At 65.0% G+C, this 21,252-nt stretch carries 14 protein-coding genes; 7 read left to right on the top strand and 7 right to left on the bottom strand.

Features of this window, described 5'->3' with window-relative positions; genetic code table 11:
• The first annotated feature begins 1 nt into the window (after position 1).
• From CBP34_RS16500 to CBP34_RS16510, 3 genes are read left to right on the top strand one after another with little or no spacing between them, the layout of a single operon-like run.
• On the top strand, positions 2-859 hold the full coding sequence (locus CBP34_RS16500; RefSeq protein ID WP_094098661.1) for a CbbQ/NirQ/NorQ/GpvN family protein: 858 nt from the start codon (positions 2-4) through the stop codon (positions 857-859).
• The gene (locus tag CBP34_RS16505; RefSeq protein ID WP_094098662.1) at positions 849-1,964 is read left to right on the top strand and encodes a 4Fe-4S binding protein; all 1,116 of its coding nucleotides are present in this window, start codon (positions 849-851) and stop codon (positions 1,962-1,964) included. Before CBP34_RS16500 ends, CBP34_RS16505 begins: the two co-directional genes overlap by 11 nt.
• A complete protein-coding gene (locus CBP34_RS16510; RefSeq protein WP_094098663.1) occupies positions 1,964-3,793 on the top strand; it encodes a nitric oxide reductase activation protein NorD in 1,830 nt (609 codons plus the stop codon). Before CBP34_RS16505 ends, CBP34_RS16510 begins: the two co-directional genes overlap by 1 nt.
• Positions 3,794-3,820: 27 nt before the next feature.
• Here the strand turns inward: CBP34_RS16510 and CBP34_RS16515 are convergent, their stop codons facing one another.
• Together CBP34_RS16515 and CBP34_RS16520 are read right to left on the bottom strand one after the other, a co-directional pair.
• Entirely contained in the window at positions 3,821-4,177 is a 357-nt protein-coding gene (locus CBP34_RS16515) for a hypothetical protein (protein ID WP_236748444.1), read from the bottom strand.
• Positions 4,178-4,190: 13 nt separating this feature from the next.
• A complete protein-coding gene (locus CBP34_RS16520) occupies positions 4,191-10,184 on the bottom strand; it encodes an excinuclease ABC subunit UvrA (protein WP_094098664.1) in 5,994 nt (1,997 codons plus the stop codon).
• A 200-nt stretch (positions 10,185-10,384) separates the two neighbouring features.
• Here CBP34_RS16520 and CBP34_RS16525 point away from each other — a divergent pair, with 200 nt between their 5' ends.
• Together CBP34_RS16525 and CBP34_RS16530 are read left to right on the top strand one after the other, a co-directional pair.
• On the top strand, positions 10,385-11,497 hold the full coding sequence (locus tag CBP34_RS16525; RefSeq protein WP_094098665.1) for an ABC transporter substrate-binding protein: 1,113 nt from the start codon (positions 10,385-10,387) through the stop codon (positions 11,495-11,497).
• Positions 11,498-11,646: 149 nt separating this feature from the next.
• On the top strand, positions 11,647-12,762 hold the full coding sequence (locus CBP34_RS16530; RefSeq protein ID WP_094098666.1) for an ABC transporter substrate-binding protein: 1,116 nt from the start codon (positions 11,647-11,649) through the stop codon (positions 12,760-12,762).
• 192 nt (positions 12,763-12,954) lie between these two features.
• Here CBP34_RS16530 and CBP34_RS16535 read toward each other — a convergent pair whose 3' ends face one another.
• The 3 genes from CBP34_RS16535 to CBP34_RS16540 form a co-directional block, all read right to left on the bottom strand.
• On the bottom strand, positions 12,955-13,956 hold the full coding sequence (locus CBP34_RS16535; protein ID WP_086928121.1) for a porin: 1,002 nt from the start codon (positions 13,954-13,956) through the stop codon (positions 12,955-12,957).
• 245 nt (positions 13,957-14,201) lie between these two features.
• Positions 14,202-14,369 (bottom strand): hypothetical protein, encoded by a 168-nt coding sequence (locus CBP34_RS19695; RefSeq protein WP_167372738.1) that lies wholly within the window; start codon positions 14,367-14,369, stop codon positions 14,202-14,204.
• Between the two features lie 144 nt (positions 14,370-14,513).
• On the bottom strand, positions 14,514-16,187 hold the full coding sequence (locus tag CBP34_RS16540) for an MFS transporter (protein WP_086928122.1): 1,674 nt from the start codon (positions 16,185-16,187) through the stop codon (positions 14,514-14,516).
• A 364-nt stretch (positions 16,188-16,551) separates the two neighbouring features.
• Here CBP34_RS16540 and CBP34_RS16545 point away from each other — a divergent pair, with 364 nt between their 5' ends.
• The gene (locus CBP34_RS16545; protein ID WP_086928123.1) at positions 16,552-16,860 is read left to right on the top strand and encodes a DUF485 domain-containing protein; all 309 of its coding nucleotides are present in this window, start codon (positions 16,552-16,554) and stop codon (positions 16,858-16,860) included.
• On the top strand, positions 16,857-18,593 hold the full coding sequence (locus tag CBP34_RS16550) for a cation acetate symporter (protein WP_157896501.1): 1,737 nt from the start codon (positions 16,857-16,859) through the stop codon (positions 18,591-18,593). The genes CBP34_RS16545 and CBP34_RS16550 overlap by 4 nt, the downstream gene beginning before the upstream one ends.
• Positions 18,594-18,789: 196 nt before the next feature.
• Here CBP34_RS16550 and CBP34_RS16555 read toward each other — a convergent pair whose 3' ends face one another.
• A complete protein-coding gene (locus tag CBP34_RS16555) occupies positions 18,790-19,428 on the bottom strand; it encodes a 3'-5' exonuclease (RefSeq protein WP_094098667.1) in 639 nt (212 codons plus the stop codon).
• Positions 19,425-21,242: a putative nucleotidyltransferase substrate binding domain-containing protein gene (locus tag CBP34_RS16560; protein WP_094098668.1), complete on the bottom strand. Its 1,818-nt coding sequence runs from the start codon at positions 21,240-21,242 to the stop codon at positions 19,425-19,427. Before CBP34_RS16560 ends, CBP34_RS16555 begins: the two co-directional genes overlap by 4 nt.
• Positions 21,243-21,252 lie beyond the last annotated feature (10 nt).

Genomic DNA, 21,252 nt, shown 5'->3' on the forward strand with positions numbered 1-21,252 from the left:
CATGGAACACGCCCACGCAGCAATCACGCCGCCGGCTCTGGGCGCCCCCACTGGCCCGGGCCTGCGGCCTGCGGGTGGGGCACCGTTCTATGCGGAACAAGGGGGCGAATGCGCGCTCTTTGCGCATTGCTTCACCCAGCAGTTGCCGCTGCTCATCAAGGGTCCCACGGGGTGCGGCAAAACGCGCTTTGTAGAGCACATGGCGGCCCGGCTGGGGCGCCCGCTGATCACCGTGTCCTGCCATGACGACCTCAGCGCGGCGGACCTGGTGGGCCGCCACCTGATCGGCCAAGGCAACACGGTCTGGTCCGACGGGCCACTCACCCGGGCGGTCCGCAGCGGCGCCATCCTTTACCTCGACGAAGTGGTGGAAGCCCGCAAGGACACTACCGTGGTGCTGCACCCCTTGGCCGACGACCGGCGTTTGCTGCCCATCGAGCGCACGGGCGAGCTGCTCAAGGCCCCGCCCGAGTTCATGCTGGTCATCTCGTACAACCCGGGCTACCAGAACCTGCTCAAGGGACTCAAGCCCAGCACGCGGCAGCGCTTCACGGCGCTGACGCTGGACTACCCTGCACCCGCAGTGGAACGCGCCATTCTGGAGCGTGAGGGCCACGCCTCACCCGCGCTGGCCGCCCGCCTGGTGCAACTCGCCCAGGCCCTGCGCCGCCTGACTGACCACGACCTAGAAGAGACCGCCAGCACCCGCCTGCTGGTCATGGCCGCGCGGCTGGTGGCCTCGGGCCTGCCGCTGCGCGACGCCTGCCGCGCTGCCGTGGTGGACGCGCTGACCGACGACACCGAGACCGTGCGTGCGCTCGACGAGGTCGTGCGCGCCGTGGTGGGCGATGATGACTGATTGCTCTGGCTGTGCGTCGGCCTCTGGCTGCTCCAGCGCAGCCACCCCGGCCAGCACACAAACAATACAAGGCAGCGGCGCCCCGGCGGCACTGCCGGCCACCGCCCAACTGCAGCGGCGCCGGCGCTGGTTCCAGGCTGTCTTTTTTGCCGTTTTCTTGTTGGCCCCCGCGCTCAATCTGCTGCGTTTTGACCTGACCGAAACCCAGCTTTGGGTGCTCGGCTTTCGCTGGTCACTGGGCATTGACGCCTTCCTGCGCGGCGACGCCACTGCGGTGCAAACCGCCTGGTCCATTGTGTGGCGCGGCATCCTGCCCGTTCTGGCACTCGTTACCGCTTTTTTGACCGTGGCCTACCACTTTGGCCGTCTCTATTGCGGTTGGTTGTGCCCCCATTTTTCGCTGGTCGAAACCCTCAACGACCTGCTGCACCGCGCCACCGGCAAGCTCAGCGTGTGGGACAAGTCGCCTACACCCCGCCCGGGCCGCACGGCTGACAAGCGCTGGTGGCCGGTGTTTTTGGTGGCCTGCATGGTCTTTGGTTTTGTCTGGGCCATCACGCTGCTGACCTACCTGCTTCCTCCCACCCTGGTCTGGGGCAACTTGGTGCATGGCACCCTCACCCCCAACCAGGCCCGCTTTCTGGTGGTGGGCACTCTGGTCTTCACGCTGGAGTTCACGCTCGCGCGGCACCTTTTTTGCCGCTACGGCTGCGCGGTGGGCCTGTTCCAGAGCCTGGCCTGGATGGCCAACCCCAAGGGCATGGTGGTCTCGTTCGCCCGCGAACGGGCGCGCGAGTGCAAAACCTGCGAGGTCATGCCCCCAAGCCGTCTTCGGCGTCTGCCCACCGAGGGGGCGCACGCGGATCTTGGAGCGGCGCGGCAATCCGCTGGCGCGCGTGGCAGCGCCTGCGACCACGCCTGCCCCATGCGCCTGAACCCGCGCAACATCAAGCGCATGATGTTTGCCTGCGTGCAGTGCGGCCAGTGCCTGACGGCCTGCGACACCACGCAAACCGCACAGGGCCGCACACCCACGCTGGAATGGAAGGTGGGCCTGGACGCCGTGCGCGAAACCCTTCGCCAGCGCCGCGAGGAGCAGCGCTGATGGAAGAGTGGATTGGCCAGTGGTGGCACCGTGCCGTCACCCGCGCCGCAGAGCCCGACCGTGCCCATGTGCAAGTCACCCTTGAAGAGATGCGCCGCAGCATCGCCCTGCTCTACCGCGCGGGCGGCGGCGACGCCGCTGTGCGCGTGGCACCGGTGGCCGACAGCCGCCATGGTGGGCCCCGTGGCTGGCTGCAACGCCTGGCCGGCAGCGGTATCCGCGTGCCCCTGCCGGTACTCGACTGGGAAACGCTGGCCATGCCCGCACAGCTGGCAGTGTTTGACCAGCGGGAACTCAACCGCGAGCTCTACCTGTGGCTGGCCGCGCTGGCCGCAGTATTTGAACCCACGGGCGACTGGATCGCCGACAACCGTGCCGCCACGGCGCGGGCGCTACAGCGCTTTGCCGGCCTGCGCAGCCCCCACGCGCGCCTGGCACAGGCGCATCTTGCGCAACGCCCTGCACTGGCCAGCCTGCGCGCCGACGCAACACCCTTTGAGGCTGCCGTGCAGGCAGCACTGCGTGGTGACGACCATGGCCCGCTGTTCGTCGAACCAGCGCAAGTCGCCCCGGTCTGGCTGTGGCTGACCGCTGGCCTGGGCAACGCACCTGCGGGCACCTCGGGCCATACAGGCGACGGTTCGGGCGAGCGCCCGGACGGCGCGCCCGACGCCGACAGCAAGCAGCGCCGCCGCTCGCGCCGCGTCGAACAGAAAGAGGCGCGCAACCCGCTGCTGGTGGCAGCCAAGACCGAGTCCATTACCACCTGGAGCGAGTTGATCCGCCTGGACCGTGGCACGGACGACGAAGTCGACCCCAACGCCACGGCGGCCGCCAACGACATGGACACCTTGTCGCTGGCGCGCGGCGAGCAGACCACGGCCTCGCGCATCAAGTTCGACCTGGACCTGCCCAGCGCCTCGGCCGATGACCTGCCGCTGGGCCCCGGCCGCAAAACGCCCGAATGGGACTGGCGCCGCCGTGTGCTGCAACCGGAGCACTGCGCGGTGCAATGCGCGGTGGCCCGGCCGGGAACGCCCTACATCCCCCCGCAGGCCTTGCGGGCCACAGCCAGGCGCGTGCGCCGGCGCCTGGAAGTGCTGCACGCCGCGCCACGCTGGCAGAACGGGCAAACGCTGGGCGACGAGTTCGACATCGATGCCTGGGTGCGCTTTCAGACCGAAGCCCGCAGCGGCGTGCAGCACAGCGACGCGCCGCCGGTCTACATCCGGCGCCAGCGCGGCGAACGCAGCCTGGCCACGCTGCTGCTGGCCGATCTGTCGCTTTCCACCGACGCCTACGCCACCGACCACGCCCGCGTGATCGACGTGATCCGCGATGCGCTGTATGTGTTTGGCGAAGCGCTCTCAGCCACCGGCGATGCCTTTGAAATGCTGGGTTTCAGCTCGGTGAGACGCCAGCATGTGCGAATCCAGCACATCAAGGGCTTTGGCGAACGCTGGAACAACACCGTGCGCTCGCGCGTCGGCGCGCTCAAGCCGGGTTTCTATACCCGCATGGGCGCCGCAGTGCGCGACGCCACCCGCCGCTTGGGTGCGCGCCCCGAGCGCCAGCGGCTGCTGCTGGTGCTGACCGACGGCAAGCCCAACGACCTCGATATCTACGAAGGACGCTACGGCCTGGAAGACACCCGCCATGCCGTGCAGGAAGCGCGCGATGCGGGCCTGATCCCGTTTTGCGTGACCATCGACCACGAAGCCCATGACTACCTGCCGATGCTGTTTGGCAGCCAGGGCTACGCGCTGGTACGACGCCCGCAAGATCTGGTGCAGCGCCTCACGCAGGCGTGGGTGACCCTGGCGCGCTGAGCGCTCCGGCGCCACTCGGGCGCCGGTTCATTGCCGAGGAACCTGTACCTGCACATCCGCATCGCAGCCCGCGCCGGCTGCAATCCAGCGCCGGGCAAGCCATGCCAGCGCGCGCAGGGCACACGGATTCGTCCAGCCCGTGACCGCCCCCGGATCGCTCACTACGCCGCACCGGTAGCGCCGATCCGCGTCGCTCCAGCGCAGCGCCGCACAGGCCCCCGTGCGGCGACGCGAAACCCACATGCCCAGCGGGCAGGGCTCCGCCAGGCAGCACAGGCCGCAGCCGTTGCACGGCGCGCCTTCTGCAGGCTTCGGCGGTGCTTCGGGGTGAAGCCAGACCACGGGGGTGACGGCGGGCTTGCGTCCGATGCGATTGGGCGTCACCACAGCGATACCGTCAACGCGCCAGCACCCCCGCCAGCGCCTTGCCCGTGTGCGTTCCAGAGGCCACCACATCCTCGGGCGTGGCGGCGGCCACGATGCGGCCACCGGCGTTGCCGCCCTCGGGCCCTAGGTCCAGGATCCAGTCGGCCTCGGCAATCACATCCAGGTCGTGCTCGATGACGATCACGCTGTGGCCGCCATCCACCAGGCGGTGCAGCACGCGGATGAGCTTGTCCACGTCGGCCATGTGAAGGCCCACGGTGGGCTCGTCCAGCACGTACAGCGTGTGTGGCGCTTTCTGACCCCGGCGGCCCACTTCGTCGCGCACCTTGGTCAGCTCGGTCACGAGCTTGATGCGCTGCGCCTCGCCACCGGACAGCGTGGGCGACGGCTGGCCCAGCGTTAGGTAACCCAGGCCCACGTCCTTCAAAAGCTGCAGCGGGTGCGCGATGCTGGGCATGGTGGCAAAGAAGCCCACGGCCTCGTCCACCTCCATCTGCAACACATCGCCAATGCTCTTGCCGCGCCAGGTCACGGCCAGCGTTTCGGGGTTGAAGCGCGCGCCGTGGCAGGTTTCGCACGGCACCTTCACATCGGGCAAAAAGCTCATCTCGATGGTGCGCACGCCCGCGCCTTCGCAGCTGGGGCAGCGGCCTTCGCCGGTGTTGAAGCTGAAGCGCCCGGCCGCGTAGCCACGCGCCTTGGCCTCCAGCGTCTCGGCAAACAGCTTGCGGATGGTGTCCCAAAAGCCGATGTAGGTGGCTGGACAGGAACGCGGCGTTTTACCGATGGGCGTCTGGTCCACTTCGAGCACGCGGTCGATGCTCTCAAAGCCCGACAGGCCCGTGCAACCGACCAGCGGCGGCGCCTTGCCTGCGTCCATCGCATCGCGCCCTGCCTTGGTACTGCGCTGCTGCACCCAGGCCTGCACATTGGCCAGCAGCACATCGCGCGCCAGCGTGGACTTGCCCGAGCCGCTCACGCCCGTCACTGCGACTAAACGATGCAACGGCACGGTGGCCGTCACGTTCTGCAGGTTGTGCAGCTGCGCGCCGTGCACCGTGAGCCAGCGCATGGCGGCGCGTTCCTTGGCCTCGGTCAGCGCGTCGGCGGCCAGCGATGCCGCCTGGGCTGCGCGCTTCTTGACGGCGGCGCTTTGTCGCCCGGTGGGCGCTGCCGCCTCGGCCTGGGCAAAGGCGGCCGTGGCTTCGGCGCTCACCTCGCCAGCCACCATGCTGCGGCGCAGTTGCAGTGGGTGCTTCATGGCGTGCAGCAGGTAGCGGCCGGTTTGCGAATCTGCGGCGCCCGTGATGTCGGCCACGCTGCCCTGCGCCACCAAATGCCCGCCGCGTTTACCGGCGCTGGGGCCAATGTCGATGATGTGGTCGGCGCGGCGGATGGTGTCTTCGTCATGCTCCACCACCACCAGCGTGTTGCCCTTGTCGCCGAGCTTGTGCAGGGCGTTGAGCAAGATCTGGTTGTCGCGCGCATGCAGGCCGATGGTGGGCTCGTCGAGCACGTAGCACACGCCCTGCAGGTTGCTGCCCAGCTGCGCGGCCAGGCGAATGCGCTGGGCCTCGCCACCGCTGAGCGTGGGCGCGCCCCGGTCTAGCGTGAGGTAGCCCAGGCCCACTTCTTCCAAGAATTCGAGGCGGCTCTGGATCTCGGGCACCAGGTCGCGGGCAATGTCCGCCTCACGCTGGGTCATGCCGCCTTCGATGCGCAGGGTCTCGATCCAGCGGCGCACGTCGGTCACGGAGAGGGCCGCAATGTCGGTGATGCCAACCCCAGCAAACCGCACGGCGCGCGCCGTGGCGTTCAGGCGTGTGCCGCTGCAGCTCGGGCAGGCGGTGTCGGCCAGGTCTTCCACCTCGGGCTCGGCAAAGGTTTGCTCGCGGCCTTTTTCCTTGTCGTCTTGTACCGAGTCGTCAAACACCTTGCGCTGGTCTTTGGTGAGCTTGACGCCGGTGCCCACGCAGTCGGGACACCAGCCGTGTTTGCTGTTGTACGAGAACAGGCGCGGGTCCAGCTCGGCATAGCTGGTGGCGCACACGGGGCAGGCGCGCTTGGTAGAGAACGCCTGCAAATGGCCGATGCCCGCAGTGGGCGCACCGCTTTGCATGGCGGCGGCCAGCGTGTCGATGCCGCTGAGCACATGCACCACGCCCTTGCCGTGCGTGAGCGCGTCGGCCAGCGCGGTGCGGAGCTGGGCTTCGTTCTCGGGCGAGACATCGAGGCTGGCCACGGGCAGCTCGATGGTGTGTTCCTTGAAGCGGTCGATGCGCGGGAAGTTGGTGGTGGGCAGGAAGTTGCCGTCCACGCGCAGGTGCGTGTAGCCGCGCGGGCGGGCCCAGTCGGCCAGCTCGGTGTACACGCCTTTGCGGTTCATCACCAGCGGCGCGAGCAAGCCGATGTGCTGGCCGCGGAACTGCGTGAGCAGCTGGGCCGCGATGCTCTCGGGCGTTTGCGGCTGCACGGCGGCACCGTCTTTGGTGCAATGCTGCGTGCCGAGCTTGACGTACAGCAGGCGCAGAAAGTGCCACACCTCGGTGGTGGTGCCTACGGTGGACTTGCGCCCTCCGCGCGACAGGCGCTGCTCAATCGCCACAGTGGGCGGGATGCCGTACACCGCGTCCACCTCGGGCCGACCTGCAGGCTGCACGATGCTCCGGGCATAGGCGTTGAGTGATTCGAGGTAGCGGCGCTGGCCCTCGTTGAACAGGATGTCAAACGCCAGCGTGGACTTGCCCGAGCCGCTCACGCCCGTCACCACATTGAACTTGCCACGCGGGATGTCCACGCTCAGGTTCTTGAGGTTGTGCTCCTTCGCATTGACGATTTCAATGGCATTTTTGGCCGCTGGCGCTTTATCCATATGCGCAAGGCGCTCTGATTTTCGTAGCGCAGCGGCTTTTTCATGCGCCGAATGCCCGCCCACGCCCAGCGTGAGTTCATAGTCGCGCAGCGCCTGGCCGGTGTGCGAGCTGGCGTGCTGGCGCACCTCCTCGGGTGTGCCCTCGGCCACGATCAGGCCGCCGGCATCGCCGCCCTCGGGGCCCAGGTCGATGAGCCAGTCGCTCGCGCGGATCACATCGAGGTTGTGCTCGATGACGATGAGCGAGTGGCCCGCGTCGATGAGCTTGCGCAGCGCGCGCATGAGCTTGGCGATGTCGTCAAAATGCAGGCCGGTGGTGGGCTCGTCGAACAAGAACAGCGTGCCCTTGCGCGCCACCGCCTGGCGTGACTTGGACGCGCTGCGCGCCGCTTCGGCCAGAAAGCCCGCGAGCTTGAGGCGCTGCGCCTCGCCACCGCTGAGCGTGGGCACGGGCTGGCCCAGCGCCACATATTCGAGCCCCACATCCACGATGGGCTGCAGGGCGCGGATCACGTCGCGGTCATTGGCAAACAGGTCGGCCGCCTCGGCCACGGTGAGGGCCAGCACATCGGCCACGTTGAGGCTGCGCCGGCTACCGCAGGGCCCTTCGCTGCCCCGCTCGATGGTGATTTCCAGAATCTCGGGCCGGTAGCGCTTGCCATCGCAGTCGGGGCAGCGCAGGTACACGTCCGAGAGGAACTGCATCTCCACATGCTCGAAGCCCGAGCCGCCGCAGGTGGGGCAGCGCCCGTCGCCGCTGTTGAAGCTGAACTTGGCCGCGGTGTAGCTGCGCTGTTGGGACAGCGGCGCGACTGCGAACAGCTCGCGGATGCTGTCCCACGCGCCCACGTAGCTCACGGGGTTGGAGCGGGCCGTCTTGCCAATGGGCGACTGGTCCACAAACACCATGTCCGACAAATGGTCCGCACCCAGCAGGCGGTCGTGCGCGCCCGGTGCATCCGTGGCCTTGCCAAAGTGGCGCAGCAGCGCGGGGGCCAGCACATCCTGGATCAGGCTGGACTTGCCAGAGCCGCTGACGCCGGTGACGGTGACCAGGCGCTGCAGCGGGAACTCCACCGTCACATCCTGCAGGTTGTGCTCGCGCGCGCCTTCCAGGATGAGGCGCGGCGTCGATTCCGTCACCATGCGCTTGAAGCCAAAGCCCACCTGCTTGCGCCCACCCAGGTAGGCACCCGTGAGCGTGTCCGCCTTGCGCAGGTCGGCCGTGGTGCCGTCGAACACAATCTGCCCGCCCAGGCGGCCGGGGCCGGGGCCCATGTCGATCATGCGGTCGGCCGCCAGCATCACGGCCGGGTCGTGCTCCACCACCACCAGCGTGTTGCCCGCATCGCGCAGGCGCAGCATGGCCTCGGTGATGCGGTGCATGTCGCGCGGGTGCAGGCCGATGCTGGGCTCGTCCAGCACAAACAGCGTGTTGACCAGGCTGGTGCCCAACGCGGTGGTGAGGTTGATGCGCTGCACCTCGCCGCCGCTGAGCGTGCGGCTTTGCCGGTCCAGCGTGAGGTAGCCAATGCCCACATCGCACAAGTACTTGAGGCGCGTGGTGATTTCGTCGTGCAGCAGCCGAAGCGCTTGTGCTTCTCCTGTTTTCGCCTGCGCGTCGCCTTTCGCGTCGTCACCCACCGGCAACTGCATGCGTGCAAAGAACGCGCGCAGGCGGTCAATGGGCAGCAGCATCAGGTCGTGCAGACACAGGCCGGGCAACGCTTCCAACTGCTCACGCGACCATTGCACCCCCTCGGGCATGAAGCGTTGGAACTGTTGGCCCCCACGCTCGGCCCTGTCGTGTCCTCCCTGCCCCTCAAGGGGGCTGCCGCTGCTTGGGGCGGCCCGGCGCAGCGGCGGCTCCAGCGCGGCATCGGCATCTTCCTTGCGGCCAATGCGCCATAAAAGGCTTTCGGTCTTGAGCCGTGCGCCCGCGCAGGTGGGGCACGGCGTGTAGCTGCGGTATTTGGACAAGAGCACGCGGATGTGCATCTTGTAGGCCTTGCTCTCCAGGTATTCAAAAAAACGCTTGATGCCGTACCACTGCTGGTTCCACTTGCCGTTCCAGTTCGGCGAGCCGTTGATCACCCACTTTTTGTGCTCGTCGGTCAGCTTGTTCCAGGGCGTGTCGCGCGGGATGCCGGCCGTCTCGGCGTGGCGCATGAGGTCGTCCTGCGCCTCTTTCCAGGCCGGGGTCTGTATGGTCTTGATGGCGCCCGCCCGCAGCGTGAGCTTGTCGTTGGGGATGACCAGGCCGTAGTCCACCCCGATCACGCGGCCAAAGCCCCGGCAGCTGTCGCACGCGCCCACGGCGGAGTTGAACGAAAAGGCCGACGGAATAGGGTCGCTGTAGCGCAGGTCGCTGTCGGGGCAGTGCAGGCCGGTGGAGAAGCGCCACAGCTCGGGTTCGCCCTCGTCAACCATCCGATACACGTTGAGCCGCCCCGTGCCGCGCTTGAGCGCAACCTCGATGGCCTCGATCACGCGCACCTTTTCAGCGTTGCCCAGGCGGAACCTATCCGCCACCACATCCAGCACCTTGCGTGGGCCAGTGGGCGTGGCCACTTCGCGCTCCGCCTGCACCTTGGTGAAGCCGCTGGCAGACAGCCATTGCTCGACCTGCTCGGCGGAGGTGTTGGCAGGCAGCTCGACCGGGAAGGTCAACACAATGCGCGGGTCGTCCGCAGCGGCGCTGCGCTGCTGCAGCTCCGCATAAATGGTCTCTGGCGTGTCGTGCCGCACGGGCTGCGCTGTCTGCTTGTCGAACAGCTGGCCTGCACGGGCGAACAGCAGCTTCAGGTGGTCGTTCAGCTCCGTCATCGTGCCCACGGTGGAGCGGCTGGAGCGCACGGGGTTGGTCTGGTCGATGGCAATGGCCGGGGGCACGCCCTCGACCTTGTCCACGGCGGGCTTGTCCATGCGGTCGAGAAACTGGCGCGCATAGGCGCTGAAGGTCTCCACATAGCGGCGCTGGCCCTCGGCATAGAGCGTGTCGAACACGAGGCTCGACTTGCCCGAGCCGCTGGGACCCGTGACCACCGTGAGTTCGCCGGTGCGGATGTCCAGATCCAGGTTCTTGAGGTTGTGCTGGCGTGCGCCGCGGATACGGATCAGTCCCTGGGTCATGGAAGCAGTCTTTCGGGGGTGAGGCGGAACATTCTAGGGACCAACCGCGGCGTGCGCGCAACACAGTGCAGTATCCCCGGCAGCCGCTGTGGTGCTAATGCTGCATTGCAGCAGTCCGCACAGCCTTGGGGTGGCCAAGAGGTGGCATTTGCGCAGGTTCACCATATAGACTGGAAAACTATTTTGCGAGGGAGACTTTAATGAATCAATGGACAAAGCTTTTCGCCAGTGTTGCACTGGCCACACTGGTGTGCACCAGCCAGGCACAGATCCTGATCGGACAGACCGCTGGCTATTCCGGCCAGGTTGCGGCAGGCGTCAAGGAAACGGCAGATGGCGCCATGCTGTACATCGACGCGGTGAACGCGAAGGGCGGCGTGAACGGCCAGAAAATTGAACTCATCTCGCTGGACGACAAGTTCGATCCCAAACTCGCCGGTGAAAATGCCCGCACGCTGATCGAGGAAAAAAATGTCCTCGCAATGTTCCTGACCCGCGGCACTCCCCATACAGAAGCCATGCTCCCGCTGCTGGAAAAGCACGGTGTGGCGCTGGTCGGCCCCTCCACGGGAGCCATGGTGCTGCACCAACCCGTGCGCAAGTACATCTTCAACGTCCGCGCCACCTACCAGCGCGAGGCCGAAAAAGCCATGACCCACCTGGCATCCATGGGCATGACGCGCATTGCGGTGGTTTACTCCGACGACAGCTTTGGCGCGGATGGCATCATCGGCGCCCAAAAAGGCCTGGTCGCCAGCAAGCTCACCCCGATCGTGCTGGAAAAATTCAACCGTGCCAAACCAGAGTTCGCCCCCATTGCGGCCAAGCTGGCTACCGCCAATGCGCAGGCAGTGCTGATGATTGCATCGGGCTCGGCGGTGGTGGATGCCGGCAATGCGTTTCGGGCCGCCGGCTCTACCGCACAGATCGTCACGCTCTCCAACAATGCCTCCACGGGGTTCATCAAGAGCCTGGGCGCCAATGCGCGCGGGATGATCGTGACCCAGGTCTATCCCAATGAGCGTGCCGTGACCTATGCCATGGTGAAGGAAGCCCAGGACCTGGCCAAAGCCAAGGGCCTCGGGGAGGTCAGCCCGGCCATGCTCGAAGGCTTTGCTGCCGCCAAAGTGCTGGTTGAAGGCCTGAAGCGCGCTGGCCCCAAGCCCACACGGGAAAAAATCCACGCCGCACTGGAGAGCCTGCGCAAGTTTGATCTGGGAGGCCTCGAAATCAGCTACGCCCCAGACGACCACAGCGGCCTGGACTTTGCCGATCTCGCCATCATTGGCACGGACGGCAAGTTCCGGCGCTGAAGCACTTTGGGCCCATCGGCCCTTGGGACGAAGTGTCAGAGGAAGGAGATGGGCCTGAATTTCTCCGATTTTCAGGTCCGTCAGGATTTCCTCAGTGCCCGATCCTGACCTCCAACCTAAACTCAGGCCGATCAGAGAAAGGCTCACGCATGAAAAATTGGAAACCCTTGTTGGCAGCTTGTGCACTCGCACCTGGTTTGGCGGGCCACAGCACGGCGCAAATCGTCGTCGGACAAACGGTGGGAGTCACCGGATCTGCCGCCATCACCGTGAAGGAGTCCATGCAGGGCGCGTCCCTGTATCTGGATTCCGTCAACGCCCAGGGCGGTGTGGGCGGCCAGAAAATCGAGCTGGTGGTGCTCGACGACAAGTTCGACCCCAAGCTCACGCTGGAAAACGCCAGGACGCTCATCGAGAAACACGGCGCCGTCGCACTCTTCATGACCCGGGGCACCCCGCACACGCAGGGCATTGTGCCGCTGCTCGACGAGGCCGGCGTAGTGCTGGTGGGGCCTTCCACCGGTGCGATGGCCTTGCACAAACCAGTGAGCCGCCATGTCTTCAATGTTCGCGCGCCCTACCAGCAAGAGGTTGAAAGGGCCATTGCCCATCTGAACACCTTGGGGGTTCAGCGCATCGGCGTCATCCACGTCGATGACAGCTTTGGCGCGGATGCCCTGGCCGGTGCCCTGAACGGGTTCAAGGCCCACGGAAGCCAGGCCCTTTTCATTGAAAAATTTGACCGCAGCAAACCCGATTTCAGCGCCATTGCGCCCCGCGCCACCAAACAGCTGCCACAGGCCGTGATCTTCATCGGCACTGGCGCAGCGGTGGTCGATGGCATCAAGGCCCTGCGCACGGCCGGCATGGCAGGCCAGATCGTGACCTTGTCCAACAACGCATCTGGCGGTTTCACCAAGGCGCTGGGAGATCAGGCACGGGGTGTGGTGGTGACCCAGGTGTTCCCGTCTGAGCGATCCATCAACTACCCGCTGATCAAGGAGGCCATGGGTCTGGCCAAGGCACGCGGCATTGAGGATCTGACGCCTGCCATGGTCGAGGGCTTCGTCAATGCCAAGGTCTTGGTTGAAGGCCTGCGCCGGGCAAGCCCCAAGCCAGACCGCGCCCGCCTGCTCACGGCGCTGGAAGGGATGCGCAAGTTCGACCTGGGCGGCCTGGAGCTGTCTTACAGTGCCACCGACCACAGCGGCCTCACGTTCACGGACCTGTCCATCATTGGATCGGATGGGCGTTTCAAGCGCTGACAGGATGCTGCCGTGAATCCCTGACCGTCGTGTCCCACCCAACGAGCCCTCCGCACGCTGCAGTTATCCATCACCGACATCGCACTCTCGCGAGCAAACCCAGACCACCATTGAAAAAGGCCTTGCATCCATCGATGCAAGGCCTTAACCAATTCCATTTCGTCAGCGGCTGGGCCAACTGACGGGTGAGAATTAGAAGTTGTGGCGGACGCCCACTGCGAAGGAGCTGAAATCAGTACCTGGAGCGCTCACGCTATAGGAGGCACCGGCGTCGTTGTTGACACGCGTGTAATAGCCATACACCTTGGTGCGCTTGCTCAGGTTGTAGTTATAGCCCACCGTGTATTGGGTAGCAGCCGAATCGTTCCGATTGCTCCAGCTGTTAGCACGGCCCACATTCAGGTGAAACTCCGATGCACCCAAGGCATACATGCCAGCCAAACGGAAGTTGTTGCGGGTACCCAGCAATGTTTCATCATTGCGCTGGTAGTAACCACCAACGGTGAATTGACCCACAGTGTAAAGAGCGCGGAGGCCCAACTGCTTATCATCGTCAACTTGGCTATAGCCAGCGCCAAGGGCCAGTGCACCCACGTTGTAATTGGCGGCCAAATCATAGCCATTCTTGTTGTTGGTACCAGCAGCCTTTTCGTGAAGGTTCACAGCAGCATCAACGGTCAGGCCGCCGAAGCTGGGGGAGCGGTAGCCAACTTTATTCTTGGTACCCAGACCGTTAAACCACACGGGATCCTGATACAGGGCGTCGGAAGACGAACCGGTGTCGTGGTTATGCATACCGACGTAATCAGCGGTGGCGTAGTACGACTCGGGCGTGAAGTTGCCCAGGCGCACCATACCAAAACCACCCGACAGATTCACTTCGCTTTGACGGCCAAAATTGATACCCGTGCCAGTGTTGGGAAGACCAGGCCAGCCAGTGCCGGCGCCGGTGTCTGACGCAAAGCCGCTTTCGAGCTGGAAGCCAGCTTTCAGGCCACCGCCCAGGTCTTCCGTGCCCTTGACGCCGAAACGCGAAGAGTTGTTGAACAGACCGGTTTTGGTCACATCGCCATCTTTCTGGCGTTCCACCGTGGTGTTCACACGGCCGTACAGCGTGACGCTGCTTTGGGCCATTGCAGCGGTGGTGCCGGCAACAGCCAGGACAGCCAGGACAACGCGGGTCATTTTTTGCATGAGATTTCCTTTGATACTAGTTGCCATCAGGAGGCGCATAGGCAGTTTCAGTTTTTGACTGGACTACCGAGAATGCTTCGGGAACTCGATCTTATGGCGCGCCTTGTTTCAGCGCACTATTTGCTGAAAGTTTGATGACACAAGTGATGCGCCGCCACAACAGTTGCATTCACTCCCGCTCCGCCGCACCGCCACGGTGCGCAACCTGCACCACTTGGGTCACTGCGATACGCTGGCAAACACCGTTACGGTGCGCTTGCTGCGGGCACGGCCGCACTGGCGGGCGCCTCAGGCGCATGGAGGGCATCGGCACCGTGTTTTTCACCAGACATGTCCACCTTGTCACCGGCCTTCATGATGACGAACAGCGAGAGGGCCGCAAACAGGACGAAACCTACGACGATCTTCCACATAACTTCTATCTCCTGGGGATGGGGGTTGCTTGTTCAACAAAAGGGCCTCGCAGCTCGGCTTGGCAGCGTGCGAGGCCCTTTTCTGGAACACAGTGCCCGCACCTCGTATGGGAGGCAGGCACTGATCGCAGTGCGGCTTGACCGTCAGTCGTTGGCGTAGATGTCCACGTCCTTGGTTTCACGGATGAACAGCGTGCCGATCACCAAGGTCATGCCCGCGATGATGATGGGGTACCACAGGCCGTTGTACATGTTGCCGGTTTGCGCAACGATGGCAAACGCCGTGGTGGGCAGCAGGCCGCCGAACCAGCCGTTACCGATGTGGTATGGCAGGCTCATCGAGGTGTAGCGGATACGGGTCGGGAACATTTCCACCAGCATGGCGGCAATCGGCCCGTACACCATGGTCACCAGCAGCACCAGCCAGAACAGCAGGGCCACCACCAGGCCCTTGTTGGTCTTGGCCGGATCGGCCTTTGCCGGGTAACCAGCCAGCTTCAGGTCCTCGGCCACTTCCTTCTTGAAAGCGGCGATGGCCTTGACGGAGGTTTCATCGAACTTGAGGTTCACCACGTTGCCCGTAGGCGCCGTCACCGTCTTGTCGCCGATCTTGAGCACCGCCGGCGAGCCCGCAGGGCCTGCCACGTTGTCATAGCTCACCGAGTTCTGCACCAGGTAGCGCTTGGCAATGTCGCACGAGCTGCGGAAGTCGATCTCGCGGGCCACCGGGTTGCCCTGGAACGAGCACGATGCCGGATCGGCCGTCACCACCACGCCAGCCGAGGCCTGGGCACGGGCCAGGTCAGGATTGGCCGCTTCGGTCAGTGCCTTGAAGACGGGGAAGTATGTCACCACGGCCAGCAGGCAGCCCGCCATGATGATGGGCTTGCGGCCGATCTTGTCCGACAGGGCACCGAACACCACGAAGAAGGGCGTGCCAAGCAGCAGCGCGGCAGCGATCAGCAGGTTGGCGGTGGTGTTGTCCACCTTCAGTTGTTGCGTCAGGAAGAACAGCGCGTAGAACTGGCCCGAGTACCAGACCACGGCCTGGCCGGCGGTCAGGCCCACCAGCGCCAGGATCACGATCTTCAGGTTTTTCCACTGACCGAACGATTCCGAGATGGGCGCCTTGGAGGTCTTGCCCTCGGCCTTCATCTTCTGGAAGGCAGGCGATTCCGACAGCGACAGGCGGATCCACACCGAGATGCCCAGCAGCAGGATGGACACCAGGAACGGAATGCGCCAGCCCCAGTCCTGGAACGCCGCTTCACCCAAGCCCAGACGCACGCCCAAGATCACCAGCAGACTCAGGAACAGGCCCAGCGTGGCCGTGGTCTGGATCCAGGACGTATAGGCGCCGCGCTTGCCGTGCGGAGCATGCTCGGCCACATAGGTGGCGGCACCGCCGTACTCACCACCCAGCGCCAGGCCCTGCAGCATGCGCAGCGCAACCAGGATGACGGGAGCGGCCACACCGATGGTGGCGTAGCTGGGCAGCAGGCCGACGATGAAGGTCGACAGGCCCATGATGAGGATCGTGACCAGGAAGGTGTACTTGCGCCCGATCATGTCGCCCAGGCGGCCGAACACGATGGCGCCGAATGGCCGAACCAGGAAACCTGCCGCAAACGCCAGCAGCGCAAAGATGAAGGCCGCGCCCGCATCCAGTCCGCTGAAGAACTGCTTGGCAATGATGGCCGCGAGCGAACCGTATAGATAAAAGTCGTACCACTCGAATACGGTACCGAGCGACGAAGCGAAGATGACCTTCTTCTCTTCGGCGGACATCGGCCGCGGTGCGGGATGTTGCGTTGCCATGATTGCCTCCTGGAATGTTTTGAATTTACAGGCACATACAAATTACCTGTGGAGGCACTATCCATGGCACTACTGACACCGCTCTGACGTATTTCTTACAGAAATTGACGCGAAACTTCCTCCAGCCTTACAGCTTTGGTAGTAACCCTCACCGCGCATTTTTCGATGCGGAAAAACACCGGGCGGCACCACATCTCCTCGGGTTTTCCCTCGGGTGACGCCACCACCTTTTCAGGCGCCCACGCGGCGACAAAACACGGCTGCGTAAGCGCTTGGTCAGTGCGCATTCACAGAATCCAGCCATGCGGTGCGACCTACCGCCCCACATTGCGTTTTCAACGCACTATCCTGAGGAGAGATACCCATGAGTGACCCAATGGTCCAGAAAATTCAGAGCCATCCAAAGTACCTGGAACTGCGCAAAAAGCGCAACCGCCTGGGTATCTTCCTGACGGTCCTGATGCTGATCGTGTACTACGGCTACATCGCGCTGATTGCGTTTGACAAGAAGTTCCTGGCGCAGCCCATCGGCAGCGGCGTGACCTCGCTGGGCATCCCCATAGGCATGGGCGTGATCATCTTCACGATCGTGATCACCGGCATCTATGTGCGCCGCGCCAATGGCGAATTCGACACCCTGACCAAAGACATCCTGAAGGACGCATCGAAATGAATGCATCAACATTACGCGGGGGCAGCCTGCTGGCACTCCTGGCGCTCCTGGCCGCTGGCAGCGCCCATGCGGCCGGCGCCGATCTGGGCCAGGCCGCCAAGCAGGCGACCAACTGGACGGCCATCATCATGTTTGGCGCCTTTGTCGCCGGCACGCTGTGGATCACGAAATGGGCTGCGGCCAAGACCAAGTCCGCCTCTGACTTCTACACCGCGGGCGGCGGCATCACCGGCTTTCAGAATGGCCTGGCGATTGCGGGCGACTACATGTCGGCCGCCTCTTTTCTGGGCATTTCGGCGGCCGTGATGGCCACCGGCTACGACGGGCTCATCTACTCCATTGGCTTTCTTGTGGGCTGGCCCATCATCACCTTCCTGATGGCCGAGCGGCTGCGCAACCTTGGCAAGTTCACCTTTGCCGACGTGGCGGGCTACCGCTTTCAGCAGGGCCCCATCCGCGCATTTGCCGCCTCGGGCACGCTGGTGGTGGTGGCGTTCTACCTGATCGCGCAAATGGTTGGCGCGGGGCAGCTCATCAAGCTGCTGTTTGGCCTGGAATACTGGATGGCCGTGGTCATCGTTGGCGCGCTGATGATGATCTATGTGCTGTTTGGCGGCATGACGGCCACCACCTGGGTGCAGATCATCAAGGCCTGCCTGCTGCTGGCGGGCGTGACCTTCATGGCCTTCATGGTGCTGGCGCAGTACGGCTTCAGCCCCGAGGCGCTGTTTGCAAAGGGCGTCGAAGTGCGCACGCAAATCGCCGCCAACACCGGCATGTCGGCCGAAGAGGCCGCCAAGAAGGGCCTGGGCATCATGGGCCCGGGCGGTTTCATCAAGGATCCGATCTCGGCCATCTCGTTCGGCATGGCGCTGATGTTCGGCACCGCTGGCCTGCCGCACATCCTGATGCGCTTCTTTACGGTGCCCGATGCCAAGCAGGCGCGCAAGTCGGTGCTGTGGGCCACGACCTGGATCGGCTACTTCTACGTGCTGATCTTCATCATCGGCTTTGGCGCGATAACCCTGGTGCTCACCAACCCCGAGTTCGCGGATGTGGTCAAGGGCGTGATCCACGGCGGTGCGGGCACGGCCAACATGGCGGCAGTGCTTGTGGCCAAGTCGGTGGGCGGCAACATCTTCTATGGCTTCATCTCGGCCGTGGCGTTTGCCACCATCCTGGCCGTGGTGGCTGGCCTGACGCTCTCGGGCGCCTCGGCCGTCTCACATGACCTGTATGCAACGGTGTTCAAGAAGGGCAAGGCCGACAGCGCTGCCGAGCTGAAGGTCTCGCGCATCACCACGCTGGCCCTGGGCCTGATCGCCGTGGTGCTGGGCATTGTCTTTGAGAAGCAGAACATCGCGTTCATGGTGTCGCTGGCCTTTGCCATCGCGGCCTCGGCCAACTTCCCGGTGCTGTTCCTGTCGGTGCTGTGGAAGGACTGCACCACGCGGGGCGCGGTGATTGGCGGCTTCCTGGGCCTGATTTCATCAGTGGGCCTGACGGTAGTCTCACCCTCGGTGTGGGAAGCCACGCTGGGCAACCCGGCCGGCTCGGCGCTGTTTCCCTACACCTCGCCGGCACTGTTCTCGATGACCATCGGCTTCGTGGGCATCTGGCTGTTCTCGATCACCGACAAAAGCGCCAACGCCGCACGCGAGCGCGCCGCGTTTCCGGCGCAGCAGGTGCGGTCGGAGACGGGCTTCGGGGCATCGGGCGCTTCGGGCCACTGACACGGCGCGGCACAGCGCCACCACCGCTGCGCCGCACCACTCAAGCCGGGCCACCCTGCCCGGCTTTTTCGCGTCTGCCGCAGGGTCCGCATCACCGCCAAAAACTATCAAAACAATAGCTGCTAGCGCTTGATGGATAAGCGCTACAGACCGTTTTGAATCAAACATCAATGCGGCAAAGGCCGCAACCCACGGTTCAACCTGCGCCGTGCAACTGGCGCAGCTTGATAAAGGCCAGCGCCGCCATCACGGCGTCGTTGAGCGCGTCGTGCGCCTCGCGCCGGGGCAGGCCCAGGTCGTCCATCAGGGTGGCAAAACGCAGGTCGATGTCGGCGTTGTCCTGCTGCTTGTACGGCGGCAGTTGCCGGAACTTGTGCTCGTAATACAGTGCGGACACTTCAATCTTGGGCTGCGGCAGCTCCATGCCCAGCAGCGGCCAGATGGCGCGGTTGAGCATGGCCACGTCGAATTCGAGAAAGTAGCCCACCAGTGGACGGCTGCCGATGAAGCGCAGCAGCTGACGCATGGCGTCTGCCAGCGGCAGGCCCTGGGCGACATCCCGCTCGCGCAGGCGGTGGATGCGCACGCTGTCGGCCGGCACGCCCTTGTCGGGGCGCACCAGCAGCTCCAGCCGCTCGCTGGTCAGGATGCGCTGACCCACGATGCGCACGGCACCAATGGCGATGATTTCATCGCTGCGCACGTTGAGCCCGGTAGTTTCGCAATCGAGCGCCACCCATTCACCGGGCGGCGGCGGGTCAAGCAGAAAGGCGAACGCCGGATCGGCCAGGTGGTACTGCAACCAGGCGCGCCGCAGGCGTGCGAACGGGCTCACAGCGCGTCCAGCTTCAGGCGCTGGTGCAGCAGCACCTTGAAGCGCTTGACCACGGCCAGCGCTTCCTTGAGCAGGTCGCGCTCCAGACTGCTCAGGCGCCCGGGGTCGACGGTGCCGGTGACGGTGCGGCCCGTGTCGATTTCGGCCAGCCCGGCTTTGAGGCGCAGGCCCATCAGGAAGTGCAGGCTTTGCACCAGCTCGTCGCCCATGGCCGCGTCGAGCACGCCATCGGCCACCAGGGCCGCAATGCGCTCGGCCGTACCGGTGGCGGCCACGCGCCGGGCCAGGGCCAGGCTGCGCACACCATGCACGATGGGGAAGATGCCCGCCTTTTTCAGGCTGATGGCCTGGCCTTCGTCGCCCAGGCCGAACAGGCGGCTCCACCAGCCTGCTGGGTCGCCAAAGTTCTCGATGGCCGCGGCAAAGCGTGCCAGCATGGCGTCGTTGTCGGTGGCCAGCGCCATCACACGGTCGCGAACGGTGGCCAGCAGCGCGGCGTCGCCCGCCACCGCGTGCGCGTCGAGAAAGATGGCCAGCTGCATCAGGCTGTCGCCCTCGGGCTGCAGCAGCCACTGGCGCACGCGCTGGCTGAAGCTGCTCACGGTGCCGCGCCAGTCGGGGTTGCTGACCATGATGCGACCGGGGCATTCGGGATAGCCAAAGCTCGCCAGCACCCCGGAAAAACGCTGGCAGATGGCATCGAGATCGGGCGGCGCGGTGTAACCGTCGCGCAGCACCAGGCCGTTGTCCTGGTCGGTCTTGAGCAGTTGTTCGCCGCGCCCCTCGCTGCCCATGACGAACAGGCAGCTGTTGGCCACCAGATCGGCCGGCGCCACCATGGCCCAGGCGCGCTCAAACAGCCGCGCGTTGAGCTGCTGCACCAGCCGGGCCATCAGGCCGATGCGCGTGCCACCGCGGTACAGCGCCGCGATCAGCCGGGTGATCTGCGCCGCCGCCTGCGCCAGCGCAGGCAGGTCCTGGGCTTGCTCGATCTGCACCGTGATCAGGTGCGAATGGTTGGCCAGGAAGCTGAACAGGTCCAGCGCCTCCAGGATGCCGCGCACCTGGCCATCGTCCTCCACCACCACCAGGCGGTGCACACGGCGTTGCAGCATGAGTGCCATAGCATCGCCCAGCAAGTCCGAAGGCCGCATGGTCACCACCGGGCTGCTGGCCAGCTCGCCCACGGTCAGTTGATCGAGCGGGCGGCCATCGAGGATGGCGCGCTGCAGGCTGGTGTTGGTGAAGATGCCCAGCCCACCGGGCAAGCCGGTCACCAGCACACTGGTGGTGCGCTGCGCCTGGAACAACCGCACCACCGAGACGATGTCGGTGCCGGCAGCCACCGTGTGCGCCGGGCGCAGGAAGGCCTGGTCCACGCGCGCCATGGTGAGCGACTGGCGCTCATGCTGGTCGGCGCGCTGCGCCAGTGCACTGAGCTTCTGGCCCAGGTCGGAAAACAGCAGCGCGCCGAAGGTGGTGTTGCGCGCGATGAGCTCGTTGACCGCCTCGCGCGCGAGCTGGTAGGCCACCACCTCCTCGGCGGCCACAAAGCGGCTGCCCACGCGCCCGGTCATCAGGCCGCAGCCGTCAAAGCAGTCGTCCGGCCCGTAGGTGGCCAGCACCTCGTCGCCCTCGGTCTGCGTGACATAGCCCTTGATGACGACAAACAGGTGCGTGGGGGCCACGCCCACCTCCAGCACCACGGCGCCTGCAGGGAAATAGGCGATGTCCACGCTGGCGCGCACCAGGCGCTGTTCGTCCGGGCTCAGGCAGTCAAAGGGCGAGGCGGCGAAGTTGAAGGCATTGGGCATGGTGAGGCGA

The organism is Acidovorax carolinensis, from assembly GCF_002157145.1.
GTDB lineage: Bacteria > Pseudomonadota > Gammaproteobacteria > Burkholderiales > Burkholderiaceae_C > Acidovorax > Acidovorax carolinensis.

Bases quoted from the DNA above. Each gene is read 5' to 3' on its own strand.
- CBP34_RS16520 (WP_094098664.1), bottom strand. From the start codon at position 10,184: ATGACCCAGGGACTGATCCGTATCCGCGGCGCACGCCAGCACAACCTC.
- CBP34_RS16525 (WP_094098665.1), top strand. From the start codon at position 10,385: ATGAATCAATGGACAAAGCTTTTCGCCAGTGTTGCACTGGCCACACTG.
- CBP34_RS16550 (WP_157896501.1), top strand. From the start codon at position 16,857: ATGAATGCATCAACATTACGCGGGGGCAGCCTGCTGGCACTCCTGGCG.
- CBP34_RS16510 (WP_094098663.1), top strand. From the start codon at position 1,964: ATGGAAGAGTGGATTGGCCAGTGGTGGCACCGTGCCGTCACCCGCGCC.
- CBP34_RS16545 (WP_086928123.1), top strand. From the start codon at position 16,552: ATGAGTGACCCAATGGTCCAGAAAATTCAGAGCCATCCAAAGTACCTG.
- CBP34_RS16540 (WP_086928122.1), bottom strand. From the start codon at position 16,187: ATGGCAACGCAACATCCCGCACCGCGGCCGATGTCCGCCGAAGAGAAG.
- CBP34_RS16500 (WP_094098661.1), top strand. From the start codon at position 2: ATGGAACACGCCCACGCAGCAATCACGCCGCCGGCTCTGGGCGCCCCC.
- CBP34_RS16560 (WP_094098668.1), bottom strand. From the start codon at position 21,242: ATGCCCAATGCCTTCAACTTCGCCGCCTCGCCCTTTGACTGCCTGAGC.
- CBP34_RS16505 (WP_094098662.1), top strand. From the start codon at position 849: ATGATGACTGATTGCTCTGGCTGTGCGTCGGCCTCTGGCTGCTCCAGC.
- CBP34_RS16530 (WP_094098666.1), top strand. From the start codon at position 11,647: ATGAAAAATTGGAAACCCTTGTTGGCAGCTTGTGCACTCGCACCTGGT.
- CBP34_RS16535 (WP_086928121.1), bottom strand. From the start codon at position 13,956: ATGCAAAAAATGACCCGCGTTGTCCTGGCTGTCCTGGCTGTTGCCGGC.
- CBP34_RS19695 (WP_167372738.1), bottom strand. From the start codon at position 14,369: ATGTGGAAGATCGTCGTAGGTTTCGTCCTGTTTGCGGCCCTCTCGCTG.